This is a genomic window from Streptomyces sp. JN8 (assembly GCF_055808075.1).
On the sequence record NZ_CM147852.1, the window covers coordinates 6,869,757 to 6,894,509 of the forward strand.

Genomic DNA, 24,753 nt, shown 5'->3' on the forward strand with positions numbered 1-24,753 from the left:
CGGCGATGCCCCGGCGGCCCGCGCCTGATGAGGTGAGAGGGTGCACCGTCCCGTCCCGTTCCACCAGCAGCCCCTCGGGCCGCCCGCCGCCCCGCGGGCGGAGCTCGCGCCCTGTCTGACGCCGTCCCTCATGACGGTCGTCACGGGGGCGCGCCGAAGAGCTCTCCGGGACGGCGACCGCCAGATCGACACCGCCCACCTGCTGCACGCGCTCATCGAGTCCGACCCCGAGGTCGCCGCCGCCTTCGAGGGAGGCCGGCGCGCCCGCGTCCTCGGCTACCTCGTGCAGCGCTCCATCGGATACGGACTGCGCTGGCAGCGCTCGGTCGAGGAGTCCGGCGCCGGACGCCGACTGCCCGCCGTGCGCGCGCCCGAGGTCCACGGCGGCCGCGGCTCCGGCTGGTCGCCTGCCGCGGCCGCGGTCCTGGAGGAGGCCTTCCGGCGGGCCGCCGAGCGGGGGGATCCGCAGGCCCGCGGCCTCGACCTGCTCGCGGTCGTCGCGGCCGACCCGGAGAGCCGGGCCGCCGAGGTGCTGCGGCGCGCCGGCGTCGATCCCGGCACCCTGAGCACCCGGGCCGGAGCACGCGCCGGAGACCTCGCCGGCGGCGGTGCCGCTGCCCTGGCGGAAGGTTCCGTTCCATGGGCTGACGGGGAGTCGTCTCAACAGGTGTAACGGGGGTTACGCCCCTGACCGCGTCCTGTCATCATGGCCCGATGCACGCGTCTCAGGGGAGAAGCGCCGGCCTGGGACTCGCCCTGGCCTCGGCCTTCGCATTCGGTGGTTCAGGAGTGGCGGCCAAGCCGCTGATCGAGGCGGGCCTCGACCCGCTCCACGTGGTGTGGCTCCGGGTCGCCGGCGCCGCACTCGTCATGCTCCCGGTGGCCTGGCGCCACCGCGACCTCCTGCGCCGCAAGCCGGCCCTCCTGGTGGGCTTCGGACTGCTCGCCGTCGCCGGCGTCCAGGCCTTCTACTTCGCCTCGATCTCCCGCATCCCGGTCGGCGTCGCGCTCCTCATCGAGTACCTCGCCCCGGCCCTCGTCCTCGGCTGGGTCCGCTTCGTCCAGCGCCGGCCCGTCACCCGGGCCGCCGCCCTCGGCGTCGTGCTGGCCGTCGGCGGTCTCGCCTGCGTCGTCCAGGTCTGGTCCGGGCTCACCTTCGACCTGGTCGGACTCCTCCTGGCGCTCGCCGCCGCCTGCTGCCAGGTCGGCTACTTCGTCCTGTCCGACCAGGGCTCGGGCGAGGCCGAGCAGGCGGACCCGATCGGCGTCATCGCCTACGGGCTCCTCATCGGCGCCGCCGTGCTCACCGTCGTCGCCCGCCCGTGGGGCATGGACTGGTCCCTGCTCGGGGGCCGCGCCGACATGGACGGCACCTCCGTCCCCGCGTGGCTGCTGCTCGGCTGGATCGTGCTGATCGCCACCGTGCTCGCGTACGTCACCGGCGTCGTCTCGGTCCGCCGGCTCTCGCCCCAGGTGGCGGGCGTCGTGGCCTGCCTGGAGGCGGTCATCGCCACGGTCCTCGCCTGGGTGCTGCTCGGGCAGTACCTCGACGCCCCGCAGATCATCGGCGGCGTGGTCGTCCTGGTCGGCGCCTTCATCGCCCAGTCCTCGACGCCGAAGGCGCCGGCCGCCGGACCGGTGGCGGGGTCCGCGGCGGAGGTGACGGCGGCCGGCGCGGTGCCGCTGGAGGGCGGCGTGGACGACGAGCGGAGGACCGGCTTGCCCGCCGGGCGGGCCGACACCTAGGGTGCCGATCATGCATGCGACCGTGCTTCCGCCTCCCGCCGCCTAGGGCGCGCGGAGACACTCCCGACGGAGACCGGGCTCGGCCGGGCGGACCCCCGCCCCCGAGCGGTTCGTCGCTGCCCGCGCGCGGAGCCCAGCGACCACCCTTCCTTCCGTCCTCCTCGGAGCACCCACGTGTCGAAGTCCTCGCCGTCCGCCCTGTCCGTCGGACGCAGCCTGCTCTATCTGATCGTCGCCGGAGTCGCCTGGGGCACGGCCGGCGCCGCCGCCTCACTGATCTTCCGCAGCAGCGACATGGGCCCCCTCGCCCTCTCCTTCTGGCGCTGCGTCGGCGGCCTCGTCCTGCTCCTCGGGGCACTCGCGCTGCGCCCCCGGCGCCGCATCCTCCGTCCGGCGGCGGAACCGCGCGGCCGCCGCACCGCCCGCATCCTCGGCACCGGGATCGGACTCACCGTCTTCCAGAGCGCCTACTTCGCCGCCGTCCAGGCCACCGGGCTGGCCGTCGGCACGGTCGTCACGCTGGGCGCGGGCCCCGTCCTCATCGCGGTCGGCGCCCGGATCACCATGGGCGAGCGCCTCGGCCGGGGCGGCATCGCCGCCGTCACCGGCGCGCTCGCCGGGCTCCTCGTCCTCGTCCTCGGCGGAGGAGCCGCCGAGGTCCGCCCGCTGGGGGTCGTCCTCGCGGTCGTCTCGGCCGCCGGCTACGCGGCGATCACCCTGCTGACCCGCTACCTCGGCCGCGACGGCGGCCGCACCGACGCGCTGTCCACCACGACCTGGGCCTTCGCGATCGGGGCCGTCGGGCTGCTGCCGGCGGCGCTCGCGGAGGGCCTCGTACCGCACACGGACGCGCCGCTGCAGGTGCTGCTCCTGCTCGGCTACGTGGCCGCCGTGCCGACCGCGCTCGCCTACGCGCTCTACTTCGCGGGGGCGGCGGTCGTCCGGGCCGCGACCGTCTCCGTGATCATGCTCCTGGAACCGGTGAGCGCGGCCGTGATCGCCGTGGGCCTGCTCGGCGAGCGGCTCACCGCCGCCGTCGTCCTCGGCACGCTGCTGCTGCTCACCGCCGTCACCGGCCTCGCGTTCGCCGAGGCGCGGACGGCGACGGCGGAACGGCGCCGGGAGGCCGTCGCGGTGTAGGAGCCGCCGGGCACCGGCGCCGGGCCCCGCCGCGGTTCAGCCGGCGGTGCGGCGGCGCAGCTGGTGCCCGCGCGCCGCCCGGTCGCGGGGGCCGTCGCGTTCGGCCAGCCGGTCCATGACCCGGTCCTGGACCTCCGGCGGCTTGTTCCCCGCGTACTTGAACTTGGCCCGCACGTCCGTGACCTCCAGCCGCAGCACCCGGATCCCGGCCAGCAGCCGGCCGAAGGGGGCCTCGCCGGGGACCGCGGGGGCCGTACCGCCGTCCGGCTGGAAGTGCGCGACTTGGCGGTTGAGCAGCTCCGCCTTCTCGGCCGGATCGTCGACCACGTGCGCGGTGCAGTGCAGCTGCACCGCCGCGTAGTACGAGGTCGGTGTGCCGTGGGAGGCCGGCGTCCCCTCCGGGGCCGTCCACGTGCCCGGCACGAAGACGTAGTCGTCGACCACGCTGAGGAGGACCGCCGGATCGGCCTCCAGGGCGCGCCACAGCGGGTTGGGGCGGGCCAGGTGGGTGAGCACCCGGCCGTACGGGCCGGGTTCGGCCTCGTACCGGAAGTGCGCCGGCTGCACCCACGGCGGTTCTCCGGGCAGTCCGTTGACGGCGAGCTGGCCGAAGTCGTGCCGGGAGAGCCAGGTGCGCCACTCGTCCTCGTCGCGGGGGGCGTCCCAGGGGTGGATCAGCATGGGGTGTCCGTCCTCGGCATCGTCGGTCCGTCCCTTCGCCTTCCGCCGTCCGCTAGAGCGCGGCCAGGTAGCCGGGCAGGCCGATGGACGGGTCGAGGTCGTCGGCCGGGACCGGGGTGCCGTAGCCGCCCCGCACCGGGACCACGCCGGACCAGTGGGGGAGGGCGAGGTCCTCGGCGTCGTCGTTGGGTCCGCCGGTGCGGACCTTCGCCGAGACCTCGTTCAGGTCGAGCCGGATCACGGCCGTGGCGGCGAGCTCCTTGGCGTTCGCCGGGCGCGAGTCGGCGGAGCGTCCCGGGACGACCTGGTCGACGAGGGCGTCCAGGGCGGTCCGCAGCTCCTCGGGGTCGGTGACCTGGTGGGCGGTGCCGAGCACCACGACCGAGCGGTAGTTGAGGGAGTGGTGGAAGGCGGAACGGGCGAGCACGAGACCGTCGACGTGGGTCACGGTGAGGCAGACGGGCAGCCCGGGGGAGGCCGTGCCGTCGCCGGCCGCCCGCAGCGGACGCGAGCCGGTGGATCCGTGCACGTAGAGGCGGTCGCCGATCCGTCCGAAGAGCGTCGGGAGCACGACCGGCGCGCCGTCCCGCACGAACCCGAGGTGGCAGACGTAGGCCTCGTCGAGTATCGAGTGCACCAGTGCCTTGTCGTACGAAGCGCGCTGCCGCGAGCGGGTGGGGACGGTCCGGTCGGTCGGCGTGTACGCGCCGGCGGAGGTTCCGGGGGTCTCGGCGGGGACCGTGTCGGCGGTGGTGCTCATTGCGCTCTCCATTGCACTAGTGCATACTAATGTTTGTGCTAGGAGAGTATCGGATCGAAGGTCGTCGCGCATCGGACATCGCCGCCAGCGTGGAGCGCGGGGTGGGGCTCGGGGCTCTGGAGCCCGGGCGACTCCTGCCTCCCATGAGGGAGTTGGCCGTCACGCTCGGGGTGAACCCGAACACCGTCGCCGCCGCCTACCGCACCCTGCGCGAACGCGGGGTCATCGAGACCGACGGGCGACGGGGCAGCCGGGTGCGCCCGCGCCCCGCCACGACCACCCGCGGATCGATCCGGGTGGAGGCCCCGGCCGGGGTCCGGGACGTCAGCAACGGCAGCCCCGACCCGGCGCTGCTGCCCCCGCTCGGGGAGGCCTTCGCCGAGGTCGCGCGTCGGTACGCCGAACGGCCCGGCATGTACGGGGAGGCCCCCGTCGACGAGGAGTTCGCGCGCCTCGCGCGCGCCGCCTTCGACGCCGACGGGGTGCCCGAGGGTCCCGTCGGTGTCGCCTCCGGGTCCCTCGACGCGGTCGAGCGCGTGCTCGCCGTGCACCTGCGGCCCGGGGACGCCGTCGCGGTCGAGGACCCCGGCTGGGGGAGCCTCCTCGACCTCGTGCCCGCGCTCGGGCTGCGGCCCGTACCGATGGCCGTGGACGAGGAGGGGCCGAGGCCGGAGGCCGTCGAGCGGGCGCTCGCCGTGGACGGGGCGCGGGCGGTGATCGTGACGGACCGGGCGCAGAACCCCACCGGGGCGTGTGTGACCGAGGCCCGCGCCGAGGAGCTGCGGCGGGTGCTCGCCCGGCATCCGGGTGTGCTGCTGATCGAGGACGACCATGGCCACGGGATCGTCGCGCAGCCCCTGCACCCGCTGGCCGGGGGCGGCGACCACTGGGTACTGATCCGCTCGGTGGCCAAGGCCTACGGTCCCGACCTGCGGGTCGCCGCCTTCACCGGCGACGCCGAGACCGTCGACCGGGTGCTCGGGAGGCAGCGGCTGGGGCCCGGCTGGGTCAGCAAGCTCCTCCAGCGGACCGTCGCCCACCTCTGGGCCGCGGAGGCGGTGGACCCGGCGGTCGTCTCCCGCGCCTACGGGAAGCGGCGCGACGGACTCGTCCGGGCCCTGGCCCGGCGGGGCGTCGAGGCCCACGGGCGCAGCGGCATGAACGTCTGGATCCCGGTGCCGGACGAGACCGGGGCGGTGGCCCGGCTGCTCGCCGCGGGCTGGGCGGTCGCGCCGGGGGCACGGTTCCGGATGGACACGGGGCCGGCCGTCCGGATCACCGTCTCGGGCCTCGCCCTCGCGGACGTGGAACCGCTGGCCGAGGCGGTGGTGGGGGCGGTGGGGCCGGTGGTGGCCCGGAGTTGGGGGTGAGGGGCCCGCTTCGCCTCAGGAACGAATGGCCGCAACGGGGTGGGTGGGGGTGCCGTTCCCGGCGGGCGCGCTGCCCGCGACGGGAGTGGGAGGGCTGCTGTGCGTGGCGGGTGTGTTGGCCGCGACGGGGTGGGGAGGGGTGCTGTTCGCCGGGGGCGTGAAGGGGGTGGGGGTGGCGGCCCGTCGGGGGGTTCGGCGGGTCTGGGTGAGGGCCGCTCCCGCCAGGACCACGATCGCGCCGACCGGGGTGTTCCAGGCGAGTTGCTCGTCGAGCAGGGCGACGCCCGCCACTGTCGCGATGACCGGGATGAAGTACGTGACCATCGCTGCCGTCGTCGGGCCGACCTCCGCCACCACCCCGTACTGGAGCAGCATCGCGTATCCCGTGCCGAGCGCGCCGAGCGCGATCACGGCGAGCAGCGGGAGCACCTCGACGGAGGTCGGAACAGACGTGAACAGCGGTGTGACGACCGCCAGTTGCAGCGTCGCGAGACCGACCTGCGAGCCGGCGAGCGAGAGGTTCGAGGCGCCCGTGCCGCTCAGCGTCCTGCGGACGTAGATCCAGCCGACGGCGTAGCTGAGGGACGCGAGCAGGGCCAGCGCCGTGCCCGTCACGTCGACGCCCGAGAAGCCCTGCCAGGCGCCGAGCACCGTCAGCACCCCGACGAAACCGATCCCGAGGCCCGCCGCGCGGACCCGGGTGGGGCGGTCCTCGGAGAGCGCCACGAGGGAGAGCAGCATGCCCCACAGCGGTGTCGTCGCGTTGCAGATGCCCGCCAGGGTCGACGGGATGGTCAGCTCGGCGTACGCGAAGAGGGAGAACGGCAGGGCGTTGAGCAGGAAGGCCGCGACGGTCAGATGGCCCCAGACGCGGGCGCCGCGCGGCAGCCGGTCGCGCTTCACGGCCAGGGCCACGGCGAGCACCGCCGTACCGAAGAGGAGTCGCCCGAAGGTCACCTGGAACGGGGCGAAGCCCTCCGTGCCGACCTTGATGAAGACGAAGCTGAATCCCCAGATCAGGGCCAGGACGCCGAAGCGGACGCGCCAGTCGAGCAGACGGGAGGCGGCGGGAGGGGATGCGGGCGGGAGCGGGGCTGCGGGGCTCATGCACTCAGAGTGGCGGCGGCGACCTCTTAGAACAAGCGAGAATTCCTCGACCCCTCCCCTTAGAATCGCTTACATGTTGAATCTGGAGCGCCTGCGCACCCTCGACGCCGTCGCCCGGCACGGCTCGGTCAGCGGCGCGGCCGACGGCCTGCACGTCACCACCTCCGCCGTCTCCCAGCAGCTGTCCAAACTGGAGCGCGAGGTGGGCCAGCAGCTGCTCGCCAAGAACGGCCGGGGGGTGCGGCTCACCGACGCCGGGATGCTGCTCGCCGAGCATGCCGCCCGGATCCTCTCCCAGGTCCAGATGGCCCAGGCCGACATCGAGGCCCAGCGCGGCCAGGTGGTGGGCGAGGTGCGGGTCGCCGCCTTTCCCACCGCCGCCCGGGGCCTGTTCCCCGCCGCGCTCGCCGCCCTGCGCGAGGGGCACCCCGACCTGCGGGTCCGCACGACGGAGCTGGAGCCGGAGGGCGGGGTGCGCGCGGTGCTCCGCGGCGACGCGGACCTCGCGCTCGTCCTGGACTGGAGCAACAAGCGGGCACCCGTGCCCGGGGGGCTCGAACGGGCCCACCTCCTCGACGACGCCGCCGACGTCGCCCTGCCCGCCGGGCACCGGCTCGCCGGCCGCGAGGCGGTGGACCTGGTGGACTTCGCCGACGAGGAGTGGGTCTCCTGGCCCGAGGGCGAGTTCTGCCACGACTGGCTGATGTTCACCCTGCGCTCGCAGGGCATCGAGCCGCGCATCGGACATCTGGCGGGGGAGCACCACACCCAGCTGGCGCTCGTCGCGGCGGGCCTCGGCGTGTGCGTCACGCCCCGGCTCGGGCGCCCGGTGCCGGAAGGGGTCGTCTTCGTCCCCGTACGGCAGCCGGTGCGGCGCCACATCTATGCCACCTGGCGCTCCGACGCGGGGCGCAGGCCGTCCGTACGGGCGGTGGTCGGGGCGCTGCGGGAGGCGGCCGGGCCGCTGGGGAGCTGACCGGGCTCCGGTCAGAGGCCCGCGAGCTTGCGGAAGTCCCAGGAGGCGATCGCGTCCGGTGTCAGCCGCATCCAGGCGTGCCTGCCGTCGTGCGGCATCGCGTCGAGCCCGAAGTTCTTGGCGGCGAACAGCTGCTCGGGCACGTCGAGTTCGGGGCACGGCTCGCCCGTGCGCGGCGCCTCGCCCACGAACTCGACCGTGCCCGACAGCTCCGCGCCGCGCAGTTCGCCGTACTCCACCCCGTCGTCCACCACGACGGCGATCCTCGGGTCGGCGCGCAGCTCCGCCCACCGCCGGCTGCGGGTCAGCGAGTACAGCCAGAGCGAGGAGCCGTCCCAGGCGAACCAGAGCGCGCTCACGTGCGGGCGGCCGTCGGCGGAGACGGTCGCGACCCGGCAGGTGCGCTGTTCGGCGAGGAAGGAGTCGAGCTCCGCCGGGGTCATCATGATCCGGCGTCCACGGCGCTGTGCGACGGTCATCGTCCGCACCCTTCTAGATTTCTGATGAGACGTCAGAAAGCATGGAGGGCCATTCGCGCGCGTGCAAGGGGAGAGGCCATGGAGCGGACTGCGAGAGAGCGGCTCGGAGAGCGGATCAGGCCGGACGGAGGTGTCGTGCTGCTCACCGTCGAATGCCAGCAGGGGGTCGTGGGACCGGACAGCGCCCTGCCCGAACTGGCCGCCGCCGCACGCGCGTCGGGCGCGCTGCGGAACGTGGCACGACTGGTGGCCGCCGCCCACGAGACGGACGTCCAGGTCATCCACGCCGTCGCCGAACGGCGCCCCGACGGGCGGGGCGCCGGCAGCAACGCCCGGCTCTTCCGGGCCGCGGCCCGGCTTCCCGTCCAGCAGCACAGCGGGAGCACGGCGGTACGCGTCGCCGAACCGATCCAGGTCGCCGAGGAGGACCTCGTCGTACGGCGGCTGCACGGGCTCTCGCCCCTGGCCGGGACCGGCGTCGACCCGCTGCTCCGCAACCTCGGCTGCCGGACCCTGATCGTCACCGGTGTCTCCGCCAACGTGGCCGTGCCCAACGCCGTCTTCGACGCCGTCAACCTCGGCTACACCGTGGTCGTGCCCGCGGACGCCATCGCGGGGGTGCCGGCCGACTACACCCCCGCGATGATCCGCCACACCCTGGCGCTCGTCGCCACGATCACCACGACCGACGACGTGCTCGCCTGCTGGAAGCTCCCCCGGCGGTCCGGGGTCGCGGGGAGGTCGCCGGGCGCCGGGGGCGCCGTCAGCCGAAGCTGATCGCGTCGCCGATCACCTGGATCGGCGTCGGCGGCAGCGGGGAGCCGGCCGGGCCGGACTTCACGCTGCCGTCCGACACGTCGAAGTGGCTCTGGTGGCAGGGGCAGACGATGACCCCGTCCCGGACGCTGCCGACGGCGCAGCCCGCGTGGGTGCACTTCGACGAGAAGGCCTTGAACTCGCCGGCCTTCGGCTGGGTGATCACCACGCCCTTGCCGGCGATGACCTTCCCGCCGCCCACCGGGATGTCCCCGGTCTGCGCGAGGGTCTCGGCCTCGGGGGTCGCGCCGCCGTCGTCCGTCCCGCCGCTCGCCGCGCCCCCGGTGCCGCCGCCGTCCCCGTCGGCGGTGCCGCCGCTCCCGCAGGCGGCCAGAACCGCGACCAGTCCCGTACCGCCCGCCGCCGCGACCACGGTCCGGCGTGCCACTCCGCTCATCTGCTGCCCCTCTTCCCTCGTGCGTTCGGGGCGTTTCCGCCCCAGCCCGAAGGTACGGCTGTGACCTGTGTCCCGTTCACAGGATCGGACGTTCTCCGCCTTACAGTTCTGACTAGAGTGTCTGATCCTGGACAAGTAAGGGTCGAACTGTCCACGGGGGAGGGGGTGGCGGGCATGCTGACGCAGTCGGTGAGCGCCCGTCACGTACGGGCCGTGCTGCTGGCGGCCGAGCGGCGCGGCGTCCCCACCGGGCCGCTGCTCGCCCGCGCGGGGCTGCCCGCCGCACTCGCCGAGGACCCCGGGACCGCGGAGCGGGTTCCGGCGGAGCGGTTCGGACAGCTCGTCAGAATGCTCTGGACCGCCCTCGACGACGAACTCATCGGCTTCGGCGGCGCCCCGAGCAAGGTGGGGACCTTCGCGATGATGGCCCACGCGGTGGTCCACGGCAGCCGTGACCTGCGCGAGGCGCTCCGGCGGGCCGGGGCCTTCTACGCCCTCTTCCCGGGCGGGCCGCGCCTCCGCCTCGTCGAACCGGCGGGGACGGCCGGCGCGACCGGCGACGCCGACGAGGCGCTGCTGGAGTTCGACCTCTCCGGGTACGACGACCCCCTCCACTTCGGCGCCGAGGCCACGGTGCTGGTCGCGCACCGCTTCGCCGGCTGGCTCGTCCGGCGGAGCGTCGGGCTGCGCCGGGTCGAGTTCGCCCACCCCGAACCCCGCCACGCCGGCGAGTGCGCCCTCCTGTTCGGGGCGCCCTGCGTGTTCGGCGCCCCGCGGACGGCCGCCGTCCTCGACCGCGCGGACCTCGACGAGCCGGTCCTGCGGGACGCGGCCGCGCTCCGGGTCTTCCTCCGGCGGGCCCCCGTCGACGTGCTCGTCCGCGTCGACCACGAGAGCACGGCGACCGGCCGGGTGCGGCACCTGATCGGCAGGTCCCTGCCCGCCGGTCCGGTCCCGACCCCCGAGGATCTCGCCGCCCTGCTGTCCGTCAGCCCGCAGACCCTCCGCCGCCGGCTGGCCGCCGAGGGCACCACGTACCAGCGGCTCCGCGACCAGGTGCGGCGCGACCACGCCCTCGCCGAGCTGGCCGGCGGCCGGATCTCCATCGAGCGTCTGTCGCACCGGCTCGGATTCTCCGAACCCAGCGCGTTCCACCGGGCGTTCCGCCGGTGGACCGGCGAGACGCCCCGGGCCTACCGGGCCCGGGCCGGGTCCGCGGACCAGCGCGCCCGCCCGGTCCCGGCGCCCGGTCAACAACCCTGAGCGGTACGGTCACGGCCGCCGTCCGCCGCCCGTCCTACCGTCCCGGCATGACCGAGATCGAACGGTCCGGCGGCGTACGGCTGCCGGACGTCCGGGACGGCCGTCCCGACGACGGACGCCCCCGCGGCACTCCCCGCGGCCGGCCGGGCTGCGCTGCTCGTGCCCGCCCCCGCGGCACTCCCCGCGACCGTCCCCACGGTCGCCTCCGTGCCGGTTCCCGTGGCGGCCGCGGGCGTCCCCGCGCCCGGAGCGGGTCCCGGTGACCGTGCGCCGGGCGGCGGCCGCCGCCCTCGGTGCCGGAGTGGTGCTCTGCCTGGTGGCGGTGGTGGCCGTGACGTCCCTCGGCGTGCGGGTCGACGGCACGAGCATGGCGCCGACCCTCCAGCCGGGGGACCGGGTGCTCGCGGCGCCGGGTTCCGAGGCGGCGGCGCGCCGCTTCGACGTCGTCCTGCTCCGGGCCACCGGAAGGGACACGCTCCTGGTCAAGCGGGTGATCGGACTGCCCGGTGACCGCGTCGCCATCGTGTCCACGCCCGAGGAGCCGTTCCAGGTGCTGCTGCAGGAGGCGGGCGAAGGCCCGCTCCGGCGGGTCGCGGCACCGCAGTGGGCGGCGCAGGCCCGTCGTACGGGGGCGTGCTGCGGTCCCGACGGGGCGCGTTCCGCGCGGTCCGCGCTGCGGACCGTGCCCGGGGGGTCGTTCTTCTACCTCGGTGACAACCCCGACCTGTCGGACGACTCGCGGGCGTACGGCTGGGGCGAGATCGCGCGGATCGAGGGCCGGGTCGGGGTACGGGCCTTTCCGGTCTCCGCGTCCGCGGAGATCGGCAACCGCCCCGTCCTGGAGGCCTATGCGGGGCCTGCCCCCTAGGGGTGTCCCGCCGGCCGGGCCGGGCGTCGCGAGCCGGGCGTGGCCCTGCCGGACCCGGCCCGGGAACCGCCGTCGGTCAGGCCGGGGGCGCGGCCTCCGGCACCCGCTCGGTGCCCGTGCTCAGCGCGACCCGGACGACGGTGTCCGCGATCCGCCGGGCGGACTCCTCCGGAGAGGAGGTCGCCTGGACGATGTGGCTCGCCGTCAGGCGCACCGCCGCGTCCACGGCCAGCTCCCGAGCCACCGGGTCGATCGTCGGCCAGGCCTCCGTGACGTACGCGTCGGCCATCGCCGTCGCGAGGTCGAAGGCCGCCGCCGAGCGGGTCGTCAGATAGGGGAGGAGGCCGTCCTCGCCGGTGCTCGTCAGCATGGCCTTGATCAGCGGGTTCCGGCCGGCCAGCGTGAGCGTGAAGCCGACGGACGCCTCGACCGCCGCCCTCAGGTCGTCCCGGTGGGCGTCCAGTCCCTCCTGGATGCCGACCAGGCAGCGCTCCAGCTCGCGCTGGAAGAGGGCCTCGCCGACGGCCTCCTTGGACGGGAACTCCGAGTACAGCGTCTGACGGCTGACCCCGACCGCGCCGGCCAGGTGGGACATCCGGAGCTTGTCGAAGCCGCGGTCGGCGACCGCCTCGTACGCGGCGTCCAGCAGCCGCTCGCGCAGCAGTGTCCGGACCGTCTCCCTGAACCGTGGCATCGGGCAAGCCTAGTCCAGTCGCATTTCTTCCCAGGATCGTCCGAACTATTGACACTCTTTATAAGAGTGTCCAATTCTCGAACAGGTAGCCGTGAAGTGTCACCGCTCCGGTCGGCCTCAACGGCCGGCACACCGGCCGCACCGGCCGCGGGGCGCGCGGCCGCATCCGGATCCCCCCGCGCGACTCGTGCGGGACGACGGTTGGAGACCACATGCAGCACGAGCCCCGAGGCGTCACCCGCTGGCGCAGATCCGCCTTCCTCGCCGTGCCGGCCACGGCGGCGGTCGCCGCCATGGCCACGGCCATGGTGCAGGGCGCGCTCGCCGCGAACCTCTCGCTGACCAGCGTCCCCTTCACCCTCAGCTCGAAGACGGTCGCCGCCCCGCAGGGCATCGGCGCCGTGATGCACACCATCGACGCCGGCGGTTCCAAGGGGGCCGCCGAGGTCGGCATCGCCAAGGCCGGACTGGACGGCATCTGCGTGCACGCCGTCCAGTCTGTCGACCTCCCGGTGATCGGCAGCCTCGGCACCTGGTCGCTCAACATCTCCTCACCGGCGGCGGCCACCCCGCTGACCAGCGACCAACTCGTCGCCGGCGCCGGACTCCAGGCCAACAAGCTGGTCCTGGACGCCCAGTCGCTGAAGGCCGCCACGGCCACGCTCAACGCGAGCACCACCACCCCGAACGTCATCGGCGCCGCCGCCGACGGCGCCGGGATCAAGGGCAGCGGCATCACCGACGGCACCCCGGGCCAGTTCGGCCTGGACGCCACCGGCGGCCGCACCGACATCAAGAACCTCAACGCCGATGCCAACGGCGCCACCATCTCGGGCGCCATCACCCTGCCGGACCTCGCCATCGGCATCGCCCACGGCGACAAGGGCTGCTGACCCGAACGGATCCCGGCCCGATCCCGCCCACCCGGAGGCCGAGTCCCCGGCGGAACCGGCCTCCGGCCCCTCCCGCCCCGACCCCAGCTGCGAGGCACCCATGACCACGGATCCACCGCCCGAACCGCCCGAACACCCCGTCGGAGCAGGCGAATCCGCCGCACCGGCTCCCCCCGGTCCCGCCGGAGGCACCCGCGGGGCCCGCGCGGCCTTCCGCCGCTGGCGGCGCACCCGGCCGTTCTGGGCGACGGTCTGGACCGCGCTCGGCGGATTCGTCATCTTCTTCCTGCCGATGGCCCCGCTCGGCAAGATCCTCCAGGTCGGCGTCGGAGGCGTCGCGGGCATGGCCGGCGGCGTCGTCCTCATGGCGATGGCCCTGCTCATGCTGTTCATGCCCGGTCAGCGGCACACCGCCGGAGTCATCGCCGTGATCGCGGGAGTCGCCTCCTTCCCCCTGTCCAACCTCGGCGGACTCTTCGCCGGCATGGTCCTCTCCGTCCTCGGCGGCTCCATGGCCTTCGCCTGGCTCCCCGAGAAGCCCGCCCCGCGTCGCGGGCTCCCGCGCCGCGGCCGGCCCGCCGACCGGACCGGCGGAGCCTCGGGACCCGGCGGCCCCTCCGTACCGCCCGTGTCCGTGAGGAGCGGATCCGCATGACGCAGACCCCGTCCCTTCCCCGCCGCATCGGCCCGGCCCTCGCCCGGATGCGCACGGCCGGCCCCCGGGCCGCCGCCGACTGGAACGCCCGGATGCTCGCCGAGGCGGCCGACGGCCGACGGCGCGGCACCCGCTGGGGGCGCTGCGCCCTCGCCCTCGCCCCCTCGGCCCTCGCCATCGGCGTCCTCGGCACCGCCCTGGCGCAGGGCGCGCTCGCCGCCAACTTCAGCGTCACGGGGCAGCCCTTCACCCTGACGTCCAACGGAGTCGAGGGCACCGGCTTCGGCGCCATCGTCAACACCCCCGCCGTCGGACGCCCGGACGGCAGCACCACCACCGACACCGCGATGGCCCGCGTCGGCTTCGCCAGCGCCGGGCTCGCCGGGCTCTGCGGGGTCGTCCACCAGACCATCGCGGGCGTCCCGTACTCGCTGCTCCTGACCGGCGGTCAGAAGGTGGCGGCCACCCCGCCCACCGCCTTCACCACCGACATCGACGCCTCGAACCTCTACATCCAGGCCACCGAACTGCGGGCGTACGGCAGGACCACCCTCCAGAACGCCGTCCTCGGCCAGTCCGCCGACCAGGTCACCGTCGCCGGCCGACCGCTCACCGGCGCCGTCCCCGGCGGGTTCGGGCTCGGCTCGGCGGGCGGCGAGGGCGGAAGCTCCATCACGCTCCACGGACTCGACGCCACCGCGTACGACGCCGAGATGGCCGGCGCCCTCGTCCTGCCCGACCTCAGGATCAGGGTCGTCGCCGGAACGGCCACCACGTGCTGAGCCGGGCGGCGCACGCGCGCGCCTGGTTCCGGGCCTTCCGGCGCACCCGGCCCTTCTGGGGCGGGCTGTGGCTGATCGCCGGGGGATGGACCGTCCTCAAGTTCTCCCTCAGCTCCCTGCAGTTGATCGTGAGCACGGGATTCGGGGGAGTGGCCGGCTACCTCGTCGGCGGCGGGATGATCCTGTGCGGACTCATCCCGCTGGCACTGCCCGGCCAGCGCTACACCTTCGGCCTCATCGGCACGGTCCTCGCGGTCGTCTCGCTCGTCGTGTCCAACCTCGGTGGCTTCCTCCTCGGCATGCTGCTCGGCGTCCTCGGCGGCTCCATGACGGTCGGCTGGGGCGTCCGCAGGCCCCGCCGCCGGGCACCGGCGGAGGCGGAGGGATGAGGCCGCCCGCCCGGCGCCGGACCGGGGCGCCGCACAGGGCGGCGGCCGTCGCCGCCGCGCTCCTCCTCGCCGTGGTCACCGCCCTCTGGTCCGGGCAGCCGAGCCGGGCCGCGGGGGAGGCGCCCGCAGTGGAGCCCCTGGGCGCGCCCTTCCTGCCGTCCCCGGACCCGCTCCGCGTCACCATCGCCAGCATGGTCGCCGTCTCCATGACCGTCGAGAAGAACGTCACCGTCCGGCTCTCCGACGGCACGACCCGGGTCACGAACCAGTACACCTTCACCAAGCTCAAGATCCGCTCGCACATGAACGTGACGCAGCGGGCGGCCGGTCACACCGTCACCATCGACGTCCCCGGCGAGGGGTCCCTCGGCGGCTACGACCGCGCGGGCAGGCCCGAGACGACCACGATGTGGGGCACCATCTCGAACGTCTGCGTCCGCGTCCTCGTCAGGATCTGCGGAGTGCAGGGCCTGCTCGACTTCTTCGGCTCCCTCATCCCGCTCACGGCCGGCGCCGAGGACTTCGTCGGGGACGTCTACGCCATCCGCACGGTCGACGACCACGCGGCCCTCGACTCCACCGACAACCCCGTCCACCTCCCCGGAACCATCACGGTGACCACTCCATGAGCCCCGAGCCCACCGAGGCCCCCCGGACCCCGGCACGCGACGAGCACGCCGGGCGCCCCCGCCGGCCCGGACACCCCCGGAACCCCGCCGGCCGGGGAGCGGAGGGCCGGACCCGCTGGCGGCGCTCGCTCGCTGTCGCCGTGCCCGCCCTCCTCGCGGCCGGCGGCCTCGGCTCGGCCATGGCGAGCGGCGCACTCGCCGTCGGCCTCCGCATCCAGGACCGGCCCGTCGACTTCACCACCAGCAGCCTGTACGGGACGCAGTACGGCGCCGCCGTAGTCGACCAGGCGGTCGTGCGGCCCGACGGCTCCACGGGGACCGTGCGGGTCCTCCGGATGGGCTTCGCCGACGGTGTCATCAACGGCCTCTGCATCAGCCGGCGGCAGGAGATCGCGGGAGCCGCGTACACCCTGCTCCTCACCCTCGGGGACGACGACCCGCGCTCCTGGGAGATCCGGACCAGGAACACCGTCCTCGACCTGCGGAACGCCACCGGCGTCCTCGACATGGACGGCGTGGTCGACCTCAACACCAACGGCGCCGACGTGAAGACGGTCAAGGACGCGAGCGGCGCGTACGTGGTGAACCCGCTGGGCAGCCCGCAGCACCGCTTCGGGATCCAGGCGCGGTACGCCAAGTTCGACCGGATCGTCGGCACCGCCCAGGACTTCCAGATCCCCGGCCTCCTCACCACGCCGAAACTCACGCTCTCCGTCCGGCCGGGTACGGTCGCCTGCCCCGCCCCGGCGGCACCCGTCGGGACCCCGGGCACGCCGTGACCCCCGGCCGCCCGGCCGTCCGCCGGGGCCCGTATCTGACGGACCGTGCGACCTGGCAGACTTCGGGTCTCAGCGTCGTGTCCCCGTGGCGTGAGCGGGCCGCTCCACCGGGGAGGCGGCAGGCGATTCCTGGAGGCCCCTCATGGCGCAGCAGCCCGGACGGCCGGCGGTCCGCACCAGCGGACGGCCCCACCGGCCACCGCACCGTCCCGGGAGCGGGGCGAGCAGCCGATGACGCTGTGCCCCACCCGCCGGGCCGACCCCGGCGCGTTCGTCGTCCGGAGCACGCCGGCCGTACCGACCGCGGCCGTGCTGCTGCTCCACGGCGGGCGGGCCGACGGCCCCGAGCCGCCGCCCGCCCTCAACCTGCCCGCGCTGCGCATGCGGCCCTTCGCCGCCGCCGTGAACCGCGCCGTCCGGGGCCGTGACGTGCTGATCGCCGAGGTGCGCTACCGGCACCGCGGCTGGAACGGCGCGAGCGCCGACGCCGCTCGGGACGCGGAGAGCGCGCTCGTACGCCTCCGGGGACAGGCCGGGCCCGTCCCCGTCGTCCTCATCGGCCACTCGATGGGGGGCCGCGCGGCCCTCGCCGCGGCGGGCGACCCCGCCGTCCGCGGAGTCGTCGCCCTCGCGCCCTGGTGCCCCACCGACGAGCCCGTCGACCACCTGGGCGGCCGACGCCTCTATCTGCTGCACGACGAGAGCGACCGCGTCACCTCGGCCCGCGCCTCCTGGGACTTCGTCCGCAGGGCCCGGGCGGCGGGGGCGGACGCGGCGGGCATCCCGATGCCGACGGGCGGCCACGCGATGCTGCGGGGCGCTCAGTTGTGGCACCGCCGGGCGGCCGAACTCACGGCGGCGCTGCTGTCGCACGGGTGAGGGCGGCGACCGCCGGTTCGGGCGGGGAGGGCGCCCGCGCAGGTTGGCGGGGTCCCTCTCGATGCGGGGTGGGACGTGGCTGGGGTCTTTGGCGCCGGGTGGGACGCGGCCCCGGGCGCCTTCCTCACGCCACTCGGGACCCGGTCCCGAGTGGCCCCTGGGGAGTGATCAGCTCCGCGCAGGCCGCCCGGGTCGCCGCGTGGACCGCTCGGGCCAGGCGGGCGCCCCACAGCGAGCGCGGCCCGGCGAAGGGCTGGACCGCGCCCGCAGTGGGGACGGGAGCCGCGACGCACACCGCGTCCGTCGGGGTCCCGGAGGCGTCGGCGCCCAGTTCCACCAGGGCCTGCACCTTCGCCTCGGTGGCGGTGGCGACCGCGTTCACCAGGGCCGCGTCCGTCAGGGGGACCGGCAGCGACACGACGATGTTGATGGTGCCGGGGCGGGGGACCGCCGTGTCGCCCACGCCCGGTTCCGCCGCCCAGCCCCGTACGCCGATCCCCGCGGTGACCACGGCCCGGGCGCCGCCGTCCTCGGCGTGGCGCAGGTCCGCGACCGAGGCGGCCGTCATCAGGCCCACGCCCGGGCCGGTGAGTCCCGCACCGGCGGCCAGCTCGCGGAGGTGGGCGGCGGGATCGAGCCGGTCGTAGCCGGGCGGGACCTGGGCGTTCAGCACCCACTCCCGCTCGCCGATGCCGCCGCCCAGCACCGCGCTCGACACCATGCGGACCCCCGGACCCGGTGCCCATGCCAGCAGCGGCCACGTCCGGCCCTGCTCGGTGTGGGCGAGCAGGGCCGCGTCGGCGAGAGACGGGCTGGTCAGGAGGGTTCGGGTAGCCACCCCCGCACCTTAGGGGCACGGCACCGCGCCGGGCGGCGCGGGGCCCGGGCGGCGACGGGCCGGCGGGGGCGGTGCGGGCGCGGTGGGCGACCGTGGCTCAGGCCAGGCCGTCCCAGCCCCACCGCGGTGTGGGGCCCGGCTCCCCGAGGTCCGTGCCGGGCGCGGAGGCCGAGACGTCCTTGGCGAGCCGGGTGCCCCAGTCGAAGTACTCGACCACGCGGCGGCGCAGCAGCGCGTCGTCCGGCAGCTCCTTCTCCACGGCCGCCGTCATCAACTCCATCCAGCGCAGGCGCTGTTCCTCGGTGATGGCGAGCCCGAGGTGGGCCCGGAGCAGGGCCTGGTGCCCGCCGAGCTCGGCGGTGAACGCCGCGGGGCCCGAGAACACCTCCGCCAGCCAGACGGCGACGTGTTCCACGTGGGCGGGGGTGAAGTCGGCGAAGACGGGGGCGAGGACGGGGTCGGCGAGGACGGCCTCGTAGAACGTCCCGGAGAGCCGGCGCAGCGCGTCGGCGCCGCCCACGGCCTCGTACAGGGTGTGCGGGTGCTCGGCGGTCATCGGGAGCCTCCGGATCCGTGGTGTGTCCGCCCAGCCTTACCCCAACGGGCCTCGGATCCAAGGATGTTCGCTCTCGGCGGGGCGGGCGCCCCAGGGGAGGGAGGGGCCGCCCGGGCGGCCCGGAGCCCAGAGTGGAGGCTTCGGGCGGCGGCGGGTGCCCGGCGGCGGTCAGCGCGGGGCGGCGCCGGGCTCGGGGGCCGGCCGCGGCTCGGGAGCCCTGCCGCCCGGCGGCTCGGGTTCCCCGCTGCTCCACGGCTCCGGCGGCCGGCGGCGGGCCAGCTGCTCCAGCTCCACGGAGATCGCCGCCCGCATCAGCTCCCGTGCGCGGTGCACGGGCAGCCCGCCGCTGAGCCAGCGCGTGCTGAGCCCCTCCGTGAGGGCGGTCAGGCGTTCCGCGGACGCCGTGAGCGTCGGCGCGGGAACGGTCGGGCAGGCCTCGCCCAAGAGCGCCGCCACGTCGTGGACCCAGGCGAGGCCGGTCCTGGCGAGCTCGCGCCGCAGCTCCGGGTCGAACACGGCGCTGGCCCGCAGCTCGCCCCAGGCCGTGCTGTTCTCCCGGACCTCGGGGAGGTCCTGGAACTCCAGCAGCAGCGAGCGCTCCAGCTCGCCGCGGGGGTCGAACCCCTCGGCCGCGCCCTCGTCGGCCGCCGTGTACCGGTCCGCCCGGTCGCTGATGAACTCCAACGTGTGGCGCAGGATGCCCGCGCGGTCCTTGAAGTGGTAATAGATCAGCGCGGTGGACACTCCGGCCTCGACCGCCAGTTCCTCCACCCGCAGTCCGCGGACCCCGCGCCGCGCGATGACGCGCGCTGCACCTTCCAAGATCGCGGTTCGGCGGTCTGTGGCCACGTGGTGCCTCCTCTTCGTCGCTCGCAGTATCTCATGCTGACTGAATCTTTAGTTGGATCCGACCCAAGGGGGCCGAGTCGGACGGGAGGGGCAGTGGTGCGGGTGCGCCGCCGAGTTCCGGGATCACCGCGGCCTCGTCGGCGGGCTGCCGCGTGACTCCGCGGATCGCCGAGGCGAACGCGTCTCCTGTTTGACTGAATGTTCAGTTCACGCCAGGATGGCCGGGCACCCACCGGTCCCACCGCTAGGGAGTTCCATGGACATGCCCCTCACGACGCGCCGCCGACTGCTCCGCTTCGGCGCCGCGGCCCTGCCGCTCGTCGCCCTCGGCACCGCACTGCCGTCGGTCGCCCGCGCGGCGACGGCCCGTCCGGCGCCACTCTGCGGATGCCCGCTGAGACCGACCACCACGTGCGCACCTTCATGGCCTGGCCCGCGCTGTCCTCGGTGTGGTCCAGCAACCTCGGCGCGGTGCGCCGGGACATCGCCACCGTCGCGCACGAGATCTCGCGGTACGAGCCGGTCGTCCTGCTCGCCCGCCCGGACCAGGCCGCCGACGCCCGCTACACCTGCGGGAGCGGCGCCTACTACGGCATCGACGTCGTCGAGATCCCCAACGACGACCTCTGGATCCGCGACTTCGGCCCCACCTTCGTCGTCGCTCCCGGCGCCGTCGCCGGGGTCGACACCCGTTTCAACGGCTGGGGCAAGACCGGCACCTCCTACGCGCAGCCGTACGCCAACGACGCCGTCGCGGCCGCGACGCTCCTCGGCCAGTACGGGATCGACCGCGTCCGGGCGCCGTTCGTCGGCGAGGGCGGATCGCTGGAGACCGACGGCGAGGGCACCCTGCTGGCCACGGTCAGCTCCCTGGTCAACGCCAACCGCAACCCCGGCATGACGCAGGACCAGGTCGAACAGGGAATGAGGTCCGTGCTCGGCGCCGACAAGGTCATCTGGGTGCCGGGCCTCGCCGGCCAGGACATCACCGACGCGCACATCGACTGCCTGGCCCGCTTCACCGCACCTGGGCGGGTCATCCTCGACAAGCCGGGCCCCGGCACCGACCCCAAGTGGATCGCCGTCTACGAGGAGACCCGGCGGATCCTGCAGGGCGCCACCGACGCCCGGGGCCGACGGCTGGCCGTCACCGAACTGCCCGGCCCGGACCGGCGGTACATCCGCGGCCGCGGCACCGAGTTCCTGTCCAGCTACACCAACTACTACACGGCGAACGGCGCCGTCCTCGTGCCGCAGTTCGGCGACGGGTACGCCGACGGGGTCGCCTACGCGATCCTCCAGGCCGCGTACCCCGGCCGGAACGTCGTGCAGCTCAACATCGACAACATCGCGAGCGGCGGCGGCGGCATCCACTGCGCCACCCAGTCGCAGCCGGTCGTCCCCCCGGCGGCCTGACCGGAGGATCCTCCGGCACTCGACGCGCCGGTCGCCGTCCTCACCGGCGACCGGCGCGTCGTACGCATGGCGACAGCCACCTCGTGAAGGGCGACACGGTGCGCACCCCACGGTCGCCGTACGGAACCACAGGAACCACAGGAACCACAGGAACCACAGGAACCACGGGGATCACTGCGCCCGGGGGCGTACCCCGTCCGACGCGGCACCGCCCCCACCGGCGGAACCCACCCCGCCCACGGCACCCCGCCCCACCGGCGGAGCCCGCCCGATCAGCGCAGCCCGTCACCCCGCGGGCCCGGCGGCCCGCGCCCCGGAGAGCCGGGCCGACCAGCCGGGACGAGCCCCGGCGCCTCAGGACGGCGGCGCGACCGACGCGTCCGCGCCCGGGGCCTCGGACCAGGACCGCGCCACCTCACCGAGCGCACCCACCGCGTCCTCGGCCGACTCGTCGTCGCCGCGCACCGAGCGGTTGAACTCGACGTGCAGGAACGGCACGTGCAGCGTGTCGGCCCGTACGCCCTGCACGTTGCGGCGGCCCTCCAGATCGCCGCAGTCCTCCCGGTCGGCCCGGCACACCGCCAAGCCGCGCAGGTCGAGGGCGTCCGCCAGCCGCTCCGCCGGCTGCCGCGCCGCGTCCCCGCGGCCGGTCGAGACGACCACGTCCTCGCCCGGCAGCGAGTCGTCGGCGAAGCCGTGGACCTGGATCGCGGGCATCCCCTGTCCGGCGAGCAGGTCGCAGACCGCGTCGAACACGGTGTCCTCGCGGTGCGCGACGTCCGCGCCGTCCCCGGAGCCCGCGTCGCGGTGCGCCCCGGCCAGCACCAGGACGCCGCGAGGCGCCGCGAGGAGGGTGTCCACGGCGAGCCGCTCGCTGTGCAGGTCGGCCACCGGATGGGGGGCCTGCACGCTCCAGCGCGCCCGTCCGCCGCCCAGGCCGACGTACACACGCCCCCAGCCGCGCTCCCGGGCCGTCGCGGAGTCCGCGTCGGCCAGCTCGGCGAACTCGCGGCCGCCGGCCCGGTCCCGCAGCGTCCGCACGGTCCAGCCGACCGGGGCGAGCCGCTCGCGCGCCGCCGCCAGGTCGCCGTCGAGCGTGAGGCGGACGCCGTCCGCCACCGCACGGCGCTGCGCGAGCCCCGGACCCCGGTAGCCACCGTCCGCGGACAGTCGACCGGTGAACGCGGTGATCCGCTTCCTGAGGTCCACGACCTTCCCGGTCGTGGACCCTGACCCGGAGGGACGCGGCCCCGGCGACGAGCCGTCGGAGTCGCCCGCGCCGTCGGAACACCCGGCCGCGCCGAGCACGCCGAGGGACAGCAGGGCCGCGAGCGCCGCGGCACGGGCAGACCGGACGGACGCCGCGCCACGGGCCCGGGCCCGCGGGTCACGGCGCACGGCACCCCCACCTGGCCGAGGAGCTGAACCGGAGATGAACGAAGACCGCATGACCGCCGATTCAACAGGACACCACCCCCGCCACGCATCCGGGGCCCCGCTCCGGTGTCCGCCGGGGACCTGGGCGGCACCGCCCGGCTCGACGGCGGGGGCTTCTACGCGAAGGGGCCGCGGAGCGCCGAGCGCCTGTAGCCGGGTGCCGTCGGCGGAGAACGACGACCGCCCCGGCCCGTGAGGGGCCGGGGCGGTGGCCGCGTTCCCGGGTGTCGGCGGCGGTCGTCGTCGCGACGACGGCCGTGTCAGGCGGCGGGCTTGCCCGGCTGGTCGTGGGTGGAGCAGTGGATCCCGCCGCCGCCGGAGGCGATCGTGTCGATGGGGACCATCCTGATGTCGCGCTTGGGGAAGTGCTCCTGGAGGATGCCCTTCGCCCGGTTGTCGGCCTTCCGGTCGCCGAACTTGGGGAGGAAGACGGCGTCGTTGGCGATGTAGAAGTTGGCGTACGTCGAGACGAAGTCGTCGCCCTCGCCGGTGATCCGGTCGAGGTCGGGCTGCGGGAGGTCGATGATCTCGAAGCGCCGGCCGCGGGCGTCGGTGGCCCGGCTGAGGACCGAGCGGGCCTGGTCGGCCGAGCGGGACCAGGAGTCCGGGGGAGTGCCCGGGAACGCCTGGTCCAGCAGGACCACGCCCGGGGCGACGAAGCGGACCAGGCTGTCGACGTGCGCGTCGGTGATGTCCTCGCCGCGGACGCCGGCCAGCCAGACCACCTTCTCGAAGCCCAGGGTCTCGATCAGCTCGTCCTCGATCGCGTCCCGGCTCATGCCCCGGTTGCGGTTGTCGTTGACGATCGAGCTCTCGGTGATGAGCAGCGTGCCCTCGCCGTCGGTCTCGAAGGAGCCGCCCTCGGCGACCAGCGGGGCCTCGACGCGGGGGATCCGGTACTTCGCGAGCAGGGTCTCGCCGACCAGGCCGTCGTTCTCGTGGTCCTGCTTCTCGCCCCAGCCGTTGAAGTTCAGGTCGACGCCGACGACCTCGCCCTCCTCCTCGACGAACAGGGGCACCGTGTCACGGGCCCACAGGTCGTCGACGTCCAGCGGGACGACCTCGACGAGGGATCCGCACGCCCGCTGCGCGGCCTTCGCCTGCGCGGGCCGGGCCATCATGACGACCTCCTCGTACTCGGCGATCTCCCGCGCGATCCGCGCGATGTCCTTCCGTACGTAGGAGAGGTCCTCCCCCCACACCGACTCCAGCGCCGGCCAGGACATGAAGGTACGGGTGTGGCTCTCCCACTCCGCGCCGAGCCGGCGCTCCCCGCCGTGCCCTCCGCGCGGTTTCGCGCCGCCCGAGGAGGGGGACGGCCCGGGGTCGCCGGGTCCGCACGCCGAGGCGCCGAGGACGAGCGCTGTGATTCCGGCGAAGGAGCGGAGGGCGGAACGCCGGGACGGGAGGAAGGTCATCGTGGACTCCGATCGTGGACTGGCGGGACGGAGGCGTCCGGCCGCGGTGGGGGGCGCGGGGAGAGGGGCGGCAGAACCGTCACGCGAGTCCTGCTTCAGAGGGTGCATCATCCGCACCGCGACCGCGCGGCGCCGTGGGAGCGGCGGCGGCCTCATGTCAAGCACTCTGACACTGACTGGAATTTCAGTCAAACGACGAGGGTGGGGTGCCGACATCCAGGGGCGGTGTACCGGCGTCCAAGGGCGGGGGAGGGCGGCCCGGATGCCGCCTCGGGGCGTCGACCGCCGGCGGATGCGCGGTGGCGCGCGCCCGCCGTCGCCCCGGGCGGGCCGGGAGTCAGCCGGTCGCGCCCCGGCGCGCGGCCAGGTGCGCGAGTTCCACCGTGATCGCCTCGCCCAGCAGCTCGCGGGCGTGCTCCGGCCGCAGGACTCCGCTGAGCCGGCGGGCGTTCAGCCCCTCGCGCAGGGCGGTCAGGCGCTCGCCGGAGGCGGCGGTCTCCGCCGCGTCCGCCTCCGGCCTCGCGAGGGCGAGGAGCCCCGCGACGTGCCGGACCCAGGCCGCGCTCGCCTCGGACAGCGCCCCGCGGAGCTCGGGCTCGAAGATCGCGCCGGCCCGCAGCTCCCCCCAGGCCGTGGCGTTCTCCCGCACCTCGGGGAGGTCCTGGAACTCCAGCTGGAGGGCCGCCCCGAGCAGCTCCACCGGGTCCGCCGGCAGCTCGGCCCCCGGGTGCACGGCGTGCTGCCGCGCCCGGTCGGTGATGAAGCCGAGGGTGTGCCGCAGGAGGCCGGCCCGGTCCTTGAAGTGGTAGTAGACCAGCGCGGTCGACACCCCGGCCTCGGCCGCCAGCTCCTCCGTGCGGAGGCCGCGCACGCCGCGCCGGGCGATGGTGCGGGCGGCCGCCTCCAGGATCGCGGTTCTGCGGTCCGTCGCCATGA

At 75.2% G+C, this 24,753-nt stretch carries 28 protein-coding genes; 16 read left to right on the forward strand and 12 right to left on the reverse strand.

The features are described from left to right. The first annotated feature begins 40 nt into the window (after positions 1–40). The 3 genes from ACY0MR_RS30355 (at position 41) to ACY0MR_RS30365 (ending at position 2,886) form a co-directional block, all read left to right on the forward strand. Positions 41–673 (forward strand): Clp protease N-terminal domain-containing protein, encoded by a 633-nt coding sequence (locus ACY0MR_RS30355; protein ID WP_473556454.1) that lies wholly within the window; start codon positions 41–43, stop codon positions 671–673. Between the two features lie 41 nt (positions 674–714). After that, positions 715–1,746 carry an EamA family transporter gene (locus ACY0MR_RS30360; RefSeq protein ID WP_388805427.1) on the forward strand — a complete coding sequence of 344 codons (1,032 nt, stop codon included), beginning with the start codon at positions 715–717 and terminating at the stop codon, positions 1,744–1,746. 174 nt (positions 1,747–1,920) lie between these two features. Further along, positions 1,921–2,886 (forward strand): DMT family transporter, encoded by a 966-nt coding sequence (locus tag ACY0MR_RS30365; RefSeq protein WP_392862747.1) that lies wholly within the window; start codon positions 1,921–1,923, stop codon positions 2,884–2,886. A 36-nt stretch (positions 2,887–2,922) separates the two neighbouring features. Here the strand turns inward: ACY0MR_RS30365 and ACY0MR_RS30370 are convergent, their stop codons facing one another. Next, positions 2,923–3,567: an FMN-binding negative transcriptional regulator gene (locus ACY0MR_RS30370; protein WP_388805421.1), complete on the reverse strand. Its 645-nt coding sequence runs from the start codon at positions 3,565–3,567 to the stop codon at positions 2,923–2,925. A 52-nt stretch (positions 3,568–3,619) separates the two neighbouring features. Continuing rightward, on the reverse strand, positions 3,620–4,327 hold the full coding sequence (locus ACY0MR_RS30375; RefSeq protein ID WP_388805418.1) for a pyridoxamine 5'-phosphate oxidase family protein: 708 nt from the start codon (positions 4,325–4,327) through the stop codon (positions 3,620–3,622). A 35-nt stretch (positions 4,328–4,362) separates the two neighbouring features. Here ACY0MR_RS30375 and ACY0MR_RS30380 point away from each other — a divergent pair, with 35 nt between their 5' ends. Beyond that, positions 4,363–5,697 (forward strand): aminotransferase class I/II-fold pyridoxal phosphate-dependent enzyme, encoded by a 1,335-nt coding sequence (locus ACY0MR_RS30380; RefSeq protein ID WP_388805415.1) that lies wholly within the window; start codon positions 4,363–4,365, stop codon positions 5,695–5,697. A 15-nt stretch (positions 5,698–5,712) separates the two neighbouring features. Here the strand turns inward: ACY0MR_RS30380 and ACY0MR_RS30385 are convergent, their stop codons facing one another. Continuing rightward, positions 5,713–6,804, reverse strand: coding sequence for a DMT family transporter (locus tag ACY0MR_RS30385; protein WP_473556458.1), 1,092 nt, complete (start codon positions 6,802–6,804; stop codon positions 5,713–5,715). A gap of 73 nt (positions 6,805–6,877) precedes the next feature. Between ACY0MR_RS30385 and ACY0MR_RS30390 the strand changes: the two genes are divergently transcribed. Then, positions 6,878–7,780 carry a LysR family transcriptional regulator gene (locus ACY0MR_RS30390; RefSeq protein ID WP_388805409.1) on the forward strand — a complete coding sequence of 301 codons (903 nt, stop codon included), beginning with the start codon at positions 6,878–6,880 and terminating at the stop codon, positions 7,778–7,780. A gap of 11 nt (positions 7,781–7,791) precedes the next feature. Here ACY0MR_RS30390 and ACY0MR_RS30395 read toward each other — a convergent pair whose 3' ends face one another. Further along, complete coding sequence (locus ACY0MR_RS30395) at positions 7,792–8,259, reverse strand: pyridoxamine 5'-phosphate oxidase family protein (RefSeq protein WP_148001315.1); 468 nt, start codon at positions 8,257–8,259, stop codon at positions 7,792–7,794. A 78-nt stretch (positions 8,260–8,337) separates the two neighbouring features. On the opposite strand from ACY0MR_RS30395, the gene ACY0MR_RS30400 reads away from it, so the two are divergent. Continuing rightward, entirely contained in the window at positions 8,338–9,036 is a 699-nt protein-coding gene (locus tag ACY0MR_RS30400; RefSeq protein WP_403310107.1) for a cysteine hydrolase family protein, read from the forward strand. Here ACY0MR_RS30400 and ACY0MR_RS30405 read toward each other — a convergent pair. Continuing rightward, complete coding sequence (locus tag ACY0MR_RS30405; protein WP_388805400.1) at positions 9,023–9,472, reverse strand: Rieske (2Fe-2S) protein; 450 nt, start codon at positions 9,470–9,472, stop codon at positions 9,023–9,025. The genes ACY0MR_RS30400 and ACY0MR_RS30405 overlap by 14 nt on opposite strands. A gap of 174 nt (positions 9,473–9,646) precedes the next feature. Here ACY0MR_RS30405 and ACY0MR_RS30410 point away from each other — a divergent pair, with 174 nt between their 5' ends. Both ACY0MR_RS30410 and lepB read left to right on the forward strand, forming a co-directional pair. After that, positions 9,647–10,735: an AraC family transcriptional regulator gene (locus ACY0MR_RS30410; protein WP_392862740.1), complete on the forward strand. Its 1,089-nt coding sequence runs from the start codon at positions 9,647–9,649 to the stop codon at positions 10,733–10,735. 259 nt (positions 10,736–10,994) lie between these two features. Then, the gene (lepB, locus tag ACY0MR_RS30415; RefSeq protein WP_473556462.1) at positions 10,995–11,603 is read left to right on the forward strand and encodes a signal peptidase I; all 609 of its coding nucleotides are present in this window, start codon (positions 10,995–10,997) and stop codon (positions 11,601–11,603) included. Positions 11,604–11,679: 76 nt separating this feature from the next. Here the strand turns inward: lepB and ACY0MR_RS30420 are convergent, their stop codons facing one another. Next, positions 11,680–12,297, reverse strand: coding sequence for a TetR/AcrR family transcriptional regulator (locus tag ACY0MR_RS30420; protein ID WP_404086050.1), 618 nt, complete (start codon positions 12,295–12,297; stop codon positions 11,680–11,682). Between the two features lie 212 nt (positions 12,298–12,509). Here ACY0MR_RS30420 and ACY0MR_RS30425 point away from each other — a divergent pair, with 212 nt between their 5' ends. From ACY0MR_RS30425 to ACY0MR_RS30455, 7 genes are all read left to right on the forward strand, one after another. After that, positions 12,510–13,190, forward strand: coding sequence for a cholesterol esterase (locus tag ACY0MR_RS30425; protein WP_388805388.1), 681 nt, complete (start codon positions 12,510–12,512; stop codon positions 13,188–13,190). Positions 13,191–13,290: 100 nt separating this feature from the next. Then, positions 13,291–13,845 carry a DUF6114 domain-containing protein gene (locus ACY0MR_RS30430; RefSeq protein ID WP_473556464.1) on the forward strand — a complete coding sequence of 185 codons (555 nt, stop codon included), beginning with the start codon at positions 13,291–13,293 and terminating at the stop codon, positions 13,843–13,845. Continuing rightward, positions 13,842–14,627: a DUF6230 family protein gene (locus ACY0MR_RS30435; RefSeq protein ID WP_473556467.1), complete on the forward strand. Its 786-nt coding sequence runs from the start codon at positions 13,842–13,844 to the stop codon at positions 14,625–14,627. The genes ACY0MR_RS30430 and ACY0MR_RS30435 overlap by 4 nt, the downstream gene beginning before the upstream one ends. Beyond that, positions 14,621–15,016: a DUF6114 domain-containing protein gene (locus ACY0MR_RS30440; protein WP_388805379.1), complete on the forward strand. Its 396-nt coding sequence runs from the start codon at positions 14,621–14,623 to the stop codon at positions 15,014–15,016. The genes ACY0MR_RS30435 and ACY0MR_RS30440 overlap by 7 nt, the downstream gene beginning before the upstream one ends. Continuing rightward, entirely contained in the window at positions 15,013–15,645 is a 633-nt protein-coding gene (locus tag ACY0MR_RS30445) for a hypothetical protein (RefSeq protein WP_473556469.1), read from the forward strand. Before ACY0MR_RS30440 ends, ACY0MR_RS30445 begins: the two co-directional genes overlap by 4 nt. Further along, positions 15,642–16,424, forward strand: coding sequence for a DUF6230 family protein (locus tag ACY0MR_RS30450; protein ID WP_404086062.1), 783 nt, complete (start codon positions 15,642–15,644; stop codon positions 16,422–16,424). Before ACY0MR_RS30445 ends, ACY0MR_RS30450 begins: the two co-directional genes overlap by 4 nt. 231 nt (positions 16,425–16,655) lie before the next feature. Beyond that, positions 16,656–17,303 (forward strand): alpha/beta fold hydrolase, encoded by a 648-nt coding sequence (locus ACY0MR_RS30455; RefSeq protein ID WP_473556472.1) that lies wholly within the window; start codon positions 16,656–16,658, stop codon positions 17,301–17,303. Positions 17,304–17,427: 124 nt separating this feature from the next. On the opposite strand, the gene ACY0MR_RS30460 is transcribed toward ACY0MR_RS30455, so the two are convergent. From ACY0MR_RS30460 to ACY0MR_RS30470, 3 genes are all read right to left on the reverse strand, one after another. Continuing rightward, complete coding sequence (locus tag ACY0MR_RS30460; RefSeq protein ID WP_473556475.1) at positions 17,428–18,141, reverse strand: adenosylcobinamide amidohydrolase; 714 nt, start codon at positions 18,139–18,141, stop codon at positions 17,428–17,430. Positions 18,142–18,238: 97 nt separating this feature from the next. Further along, entirely contained in the window at positions 18,239–18,697 is a 459-nt protein-coding gene (locus ACY0MR_RS30465) for a group II truncated hemoglobin (protein ID WP_473556477.1), read from the reverse strand. 168 nt (positions 18,698–18,865) lie between these two features. Continuing rightward, positions 18,866–19,546: a TetR/AcrR family transcriptional regulator gene (locus ACY0MR_RS30470; protein ID WP_392862731.1), complete on the reverse strand. Its 681-nt coding sequence runs from the start codon at positions 19,544–19,546 to the stop codon at positions 18,866–18,868. Positions 19,547–19,933: 387 nt separating this feature from the next. Here ACY0MR_RS30470 and ACY0MR_RS30475 point away from each other — a divergent pair, with 387 nt between their 5' ends. After that, positions 19,934–20,962, forward strand: coding sequence for an agmatine deiminase family protein (locus ACY0MR_RS30475; protein ID WP_473556481.1), 1,029 nt, complete (start codon positions 19,934–19,936; stop codon positions 20,960–20,962). A gap of 354 nt (positions 20,963–21,316) precedes the next feature. Here the strand turns inward: ACY0MR_RS30475 and ACY0MR_RS30480 are convergent, their stop codons facing one another. The 3 genes from ACY0MR_RS30480 to ACY0MR_RS30490 all read right to left on the reverse strand — a co-directional run bounded on the left by ACY0MR_RS30480 (position 21,317) and on the right by ACY0MR_RS30490 (position 24,751). Further along, positions 21,317–22,171, reverse strand: coding sequence for a hypothetical protein (locus ACY0MR_RS30480; protein ID WP_473556483.1), 855 nt, complete (start codon positions 22,169–22,171; stop codon positions 21,317–21,319). Between the two features lie 488 nt (positions 22,172–22,659). After that, on the reverse strand, positions 22,660–23,817 hold the full coding sequence (locus ACY0MR_RS30485; RefSeq protein ID WP_473556485.1) for an agmatine deiminase family protein: 1,158 nt from the start codon (positions 23,815–23,817) through the stop codon (positions 22,660–22,662). A 337-nt stretch (positions 23,818–24,154) separates the two neighbouring features. Beyond that, positions 24,155–24,751, reverse strand: coding sequence for a TetR/AcrR family transcriptional regulator (locus ACY0MR_RS30490; RefSeq protein ID WP_392862725.1), 597 nt, complete (start codon positions 24,749–24,751; stop codon positions 24,155–24,157). Positions 24,752–24,753 lie beyond the last annotated feature (2 nt).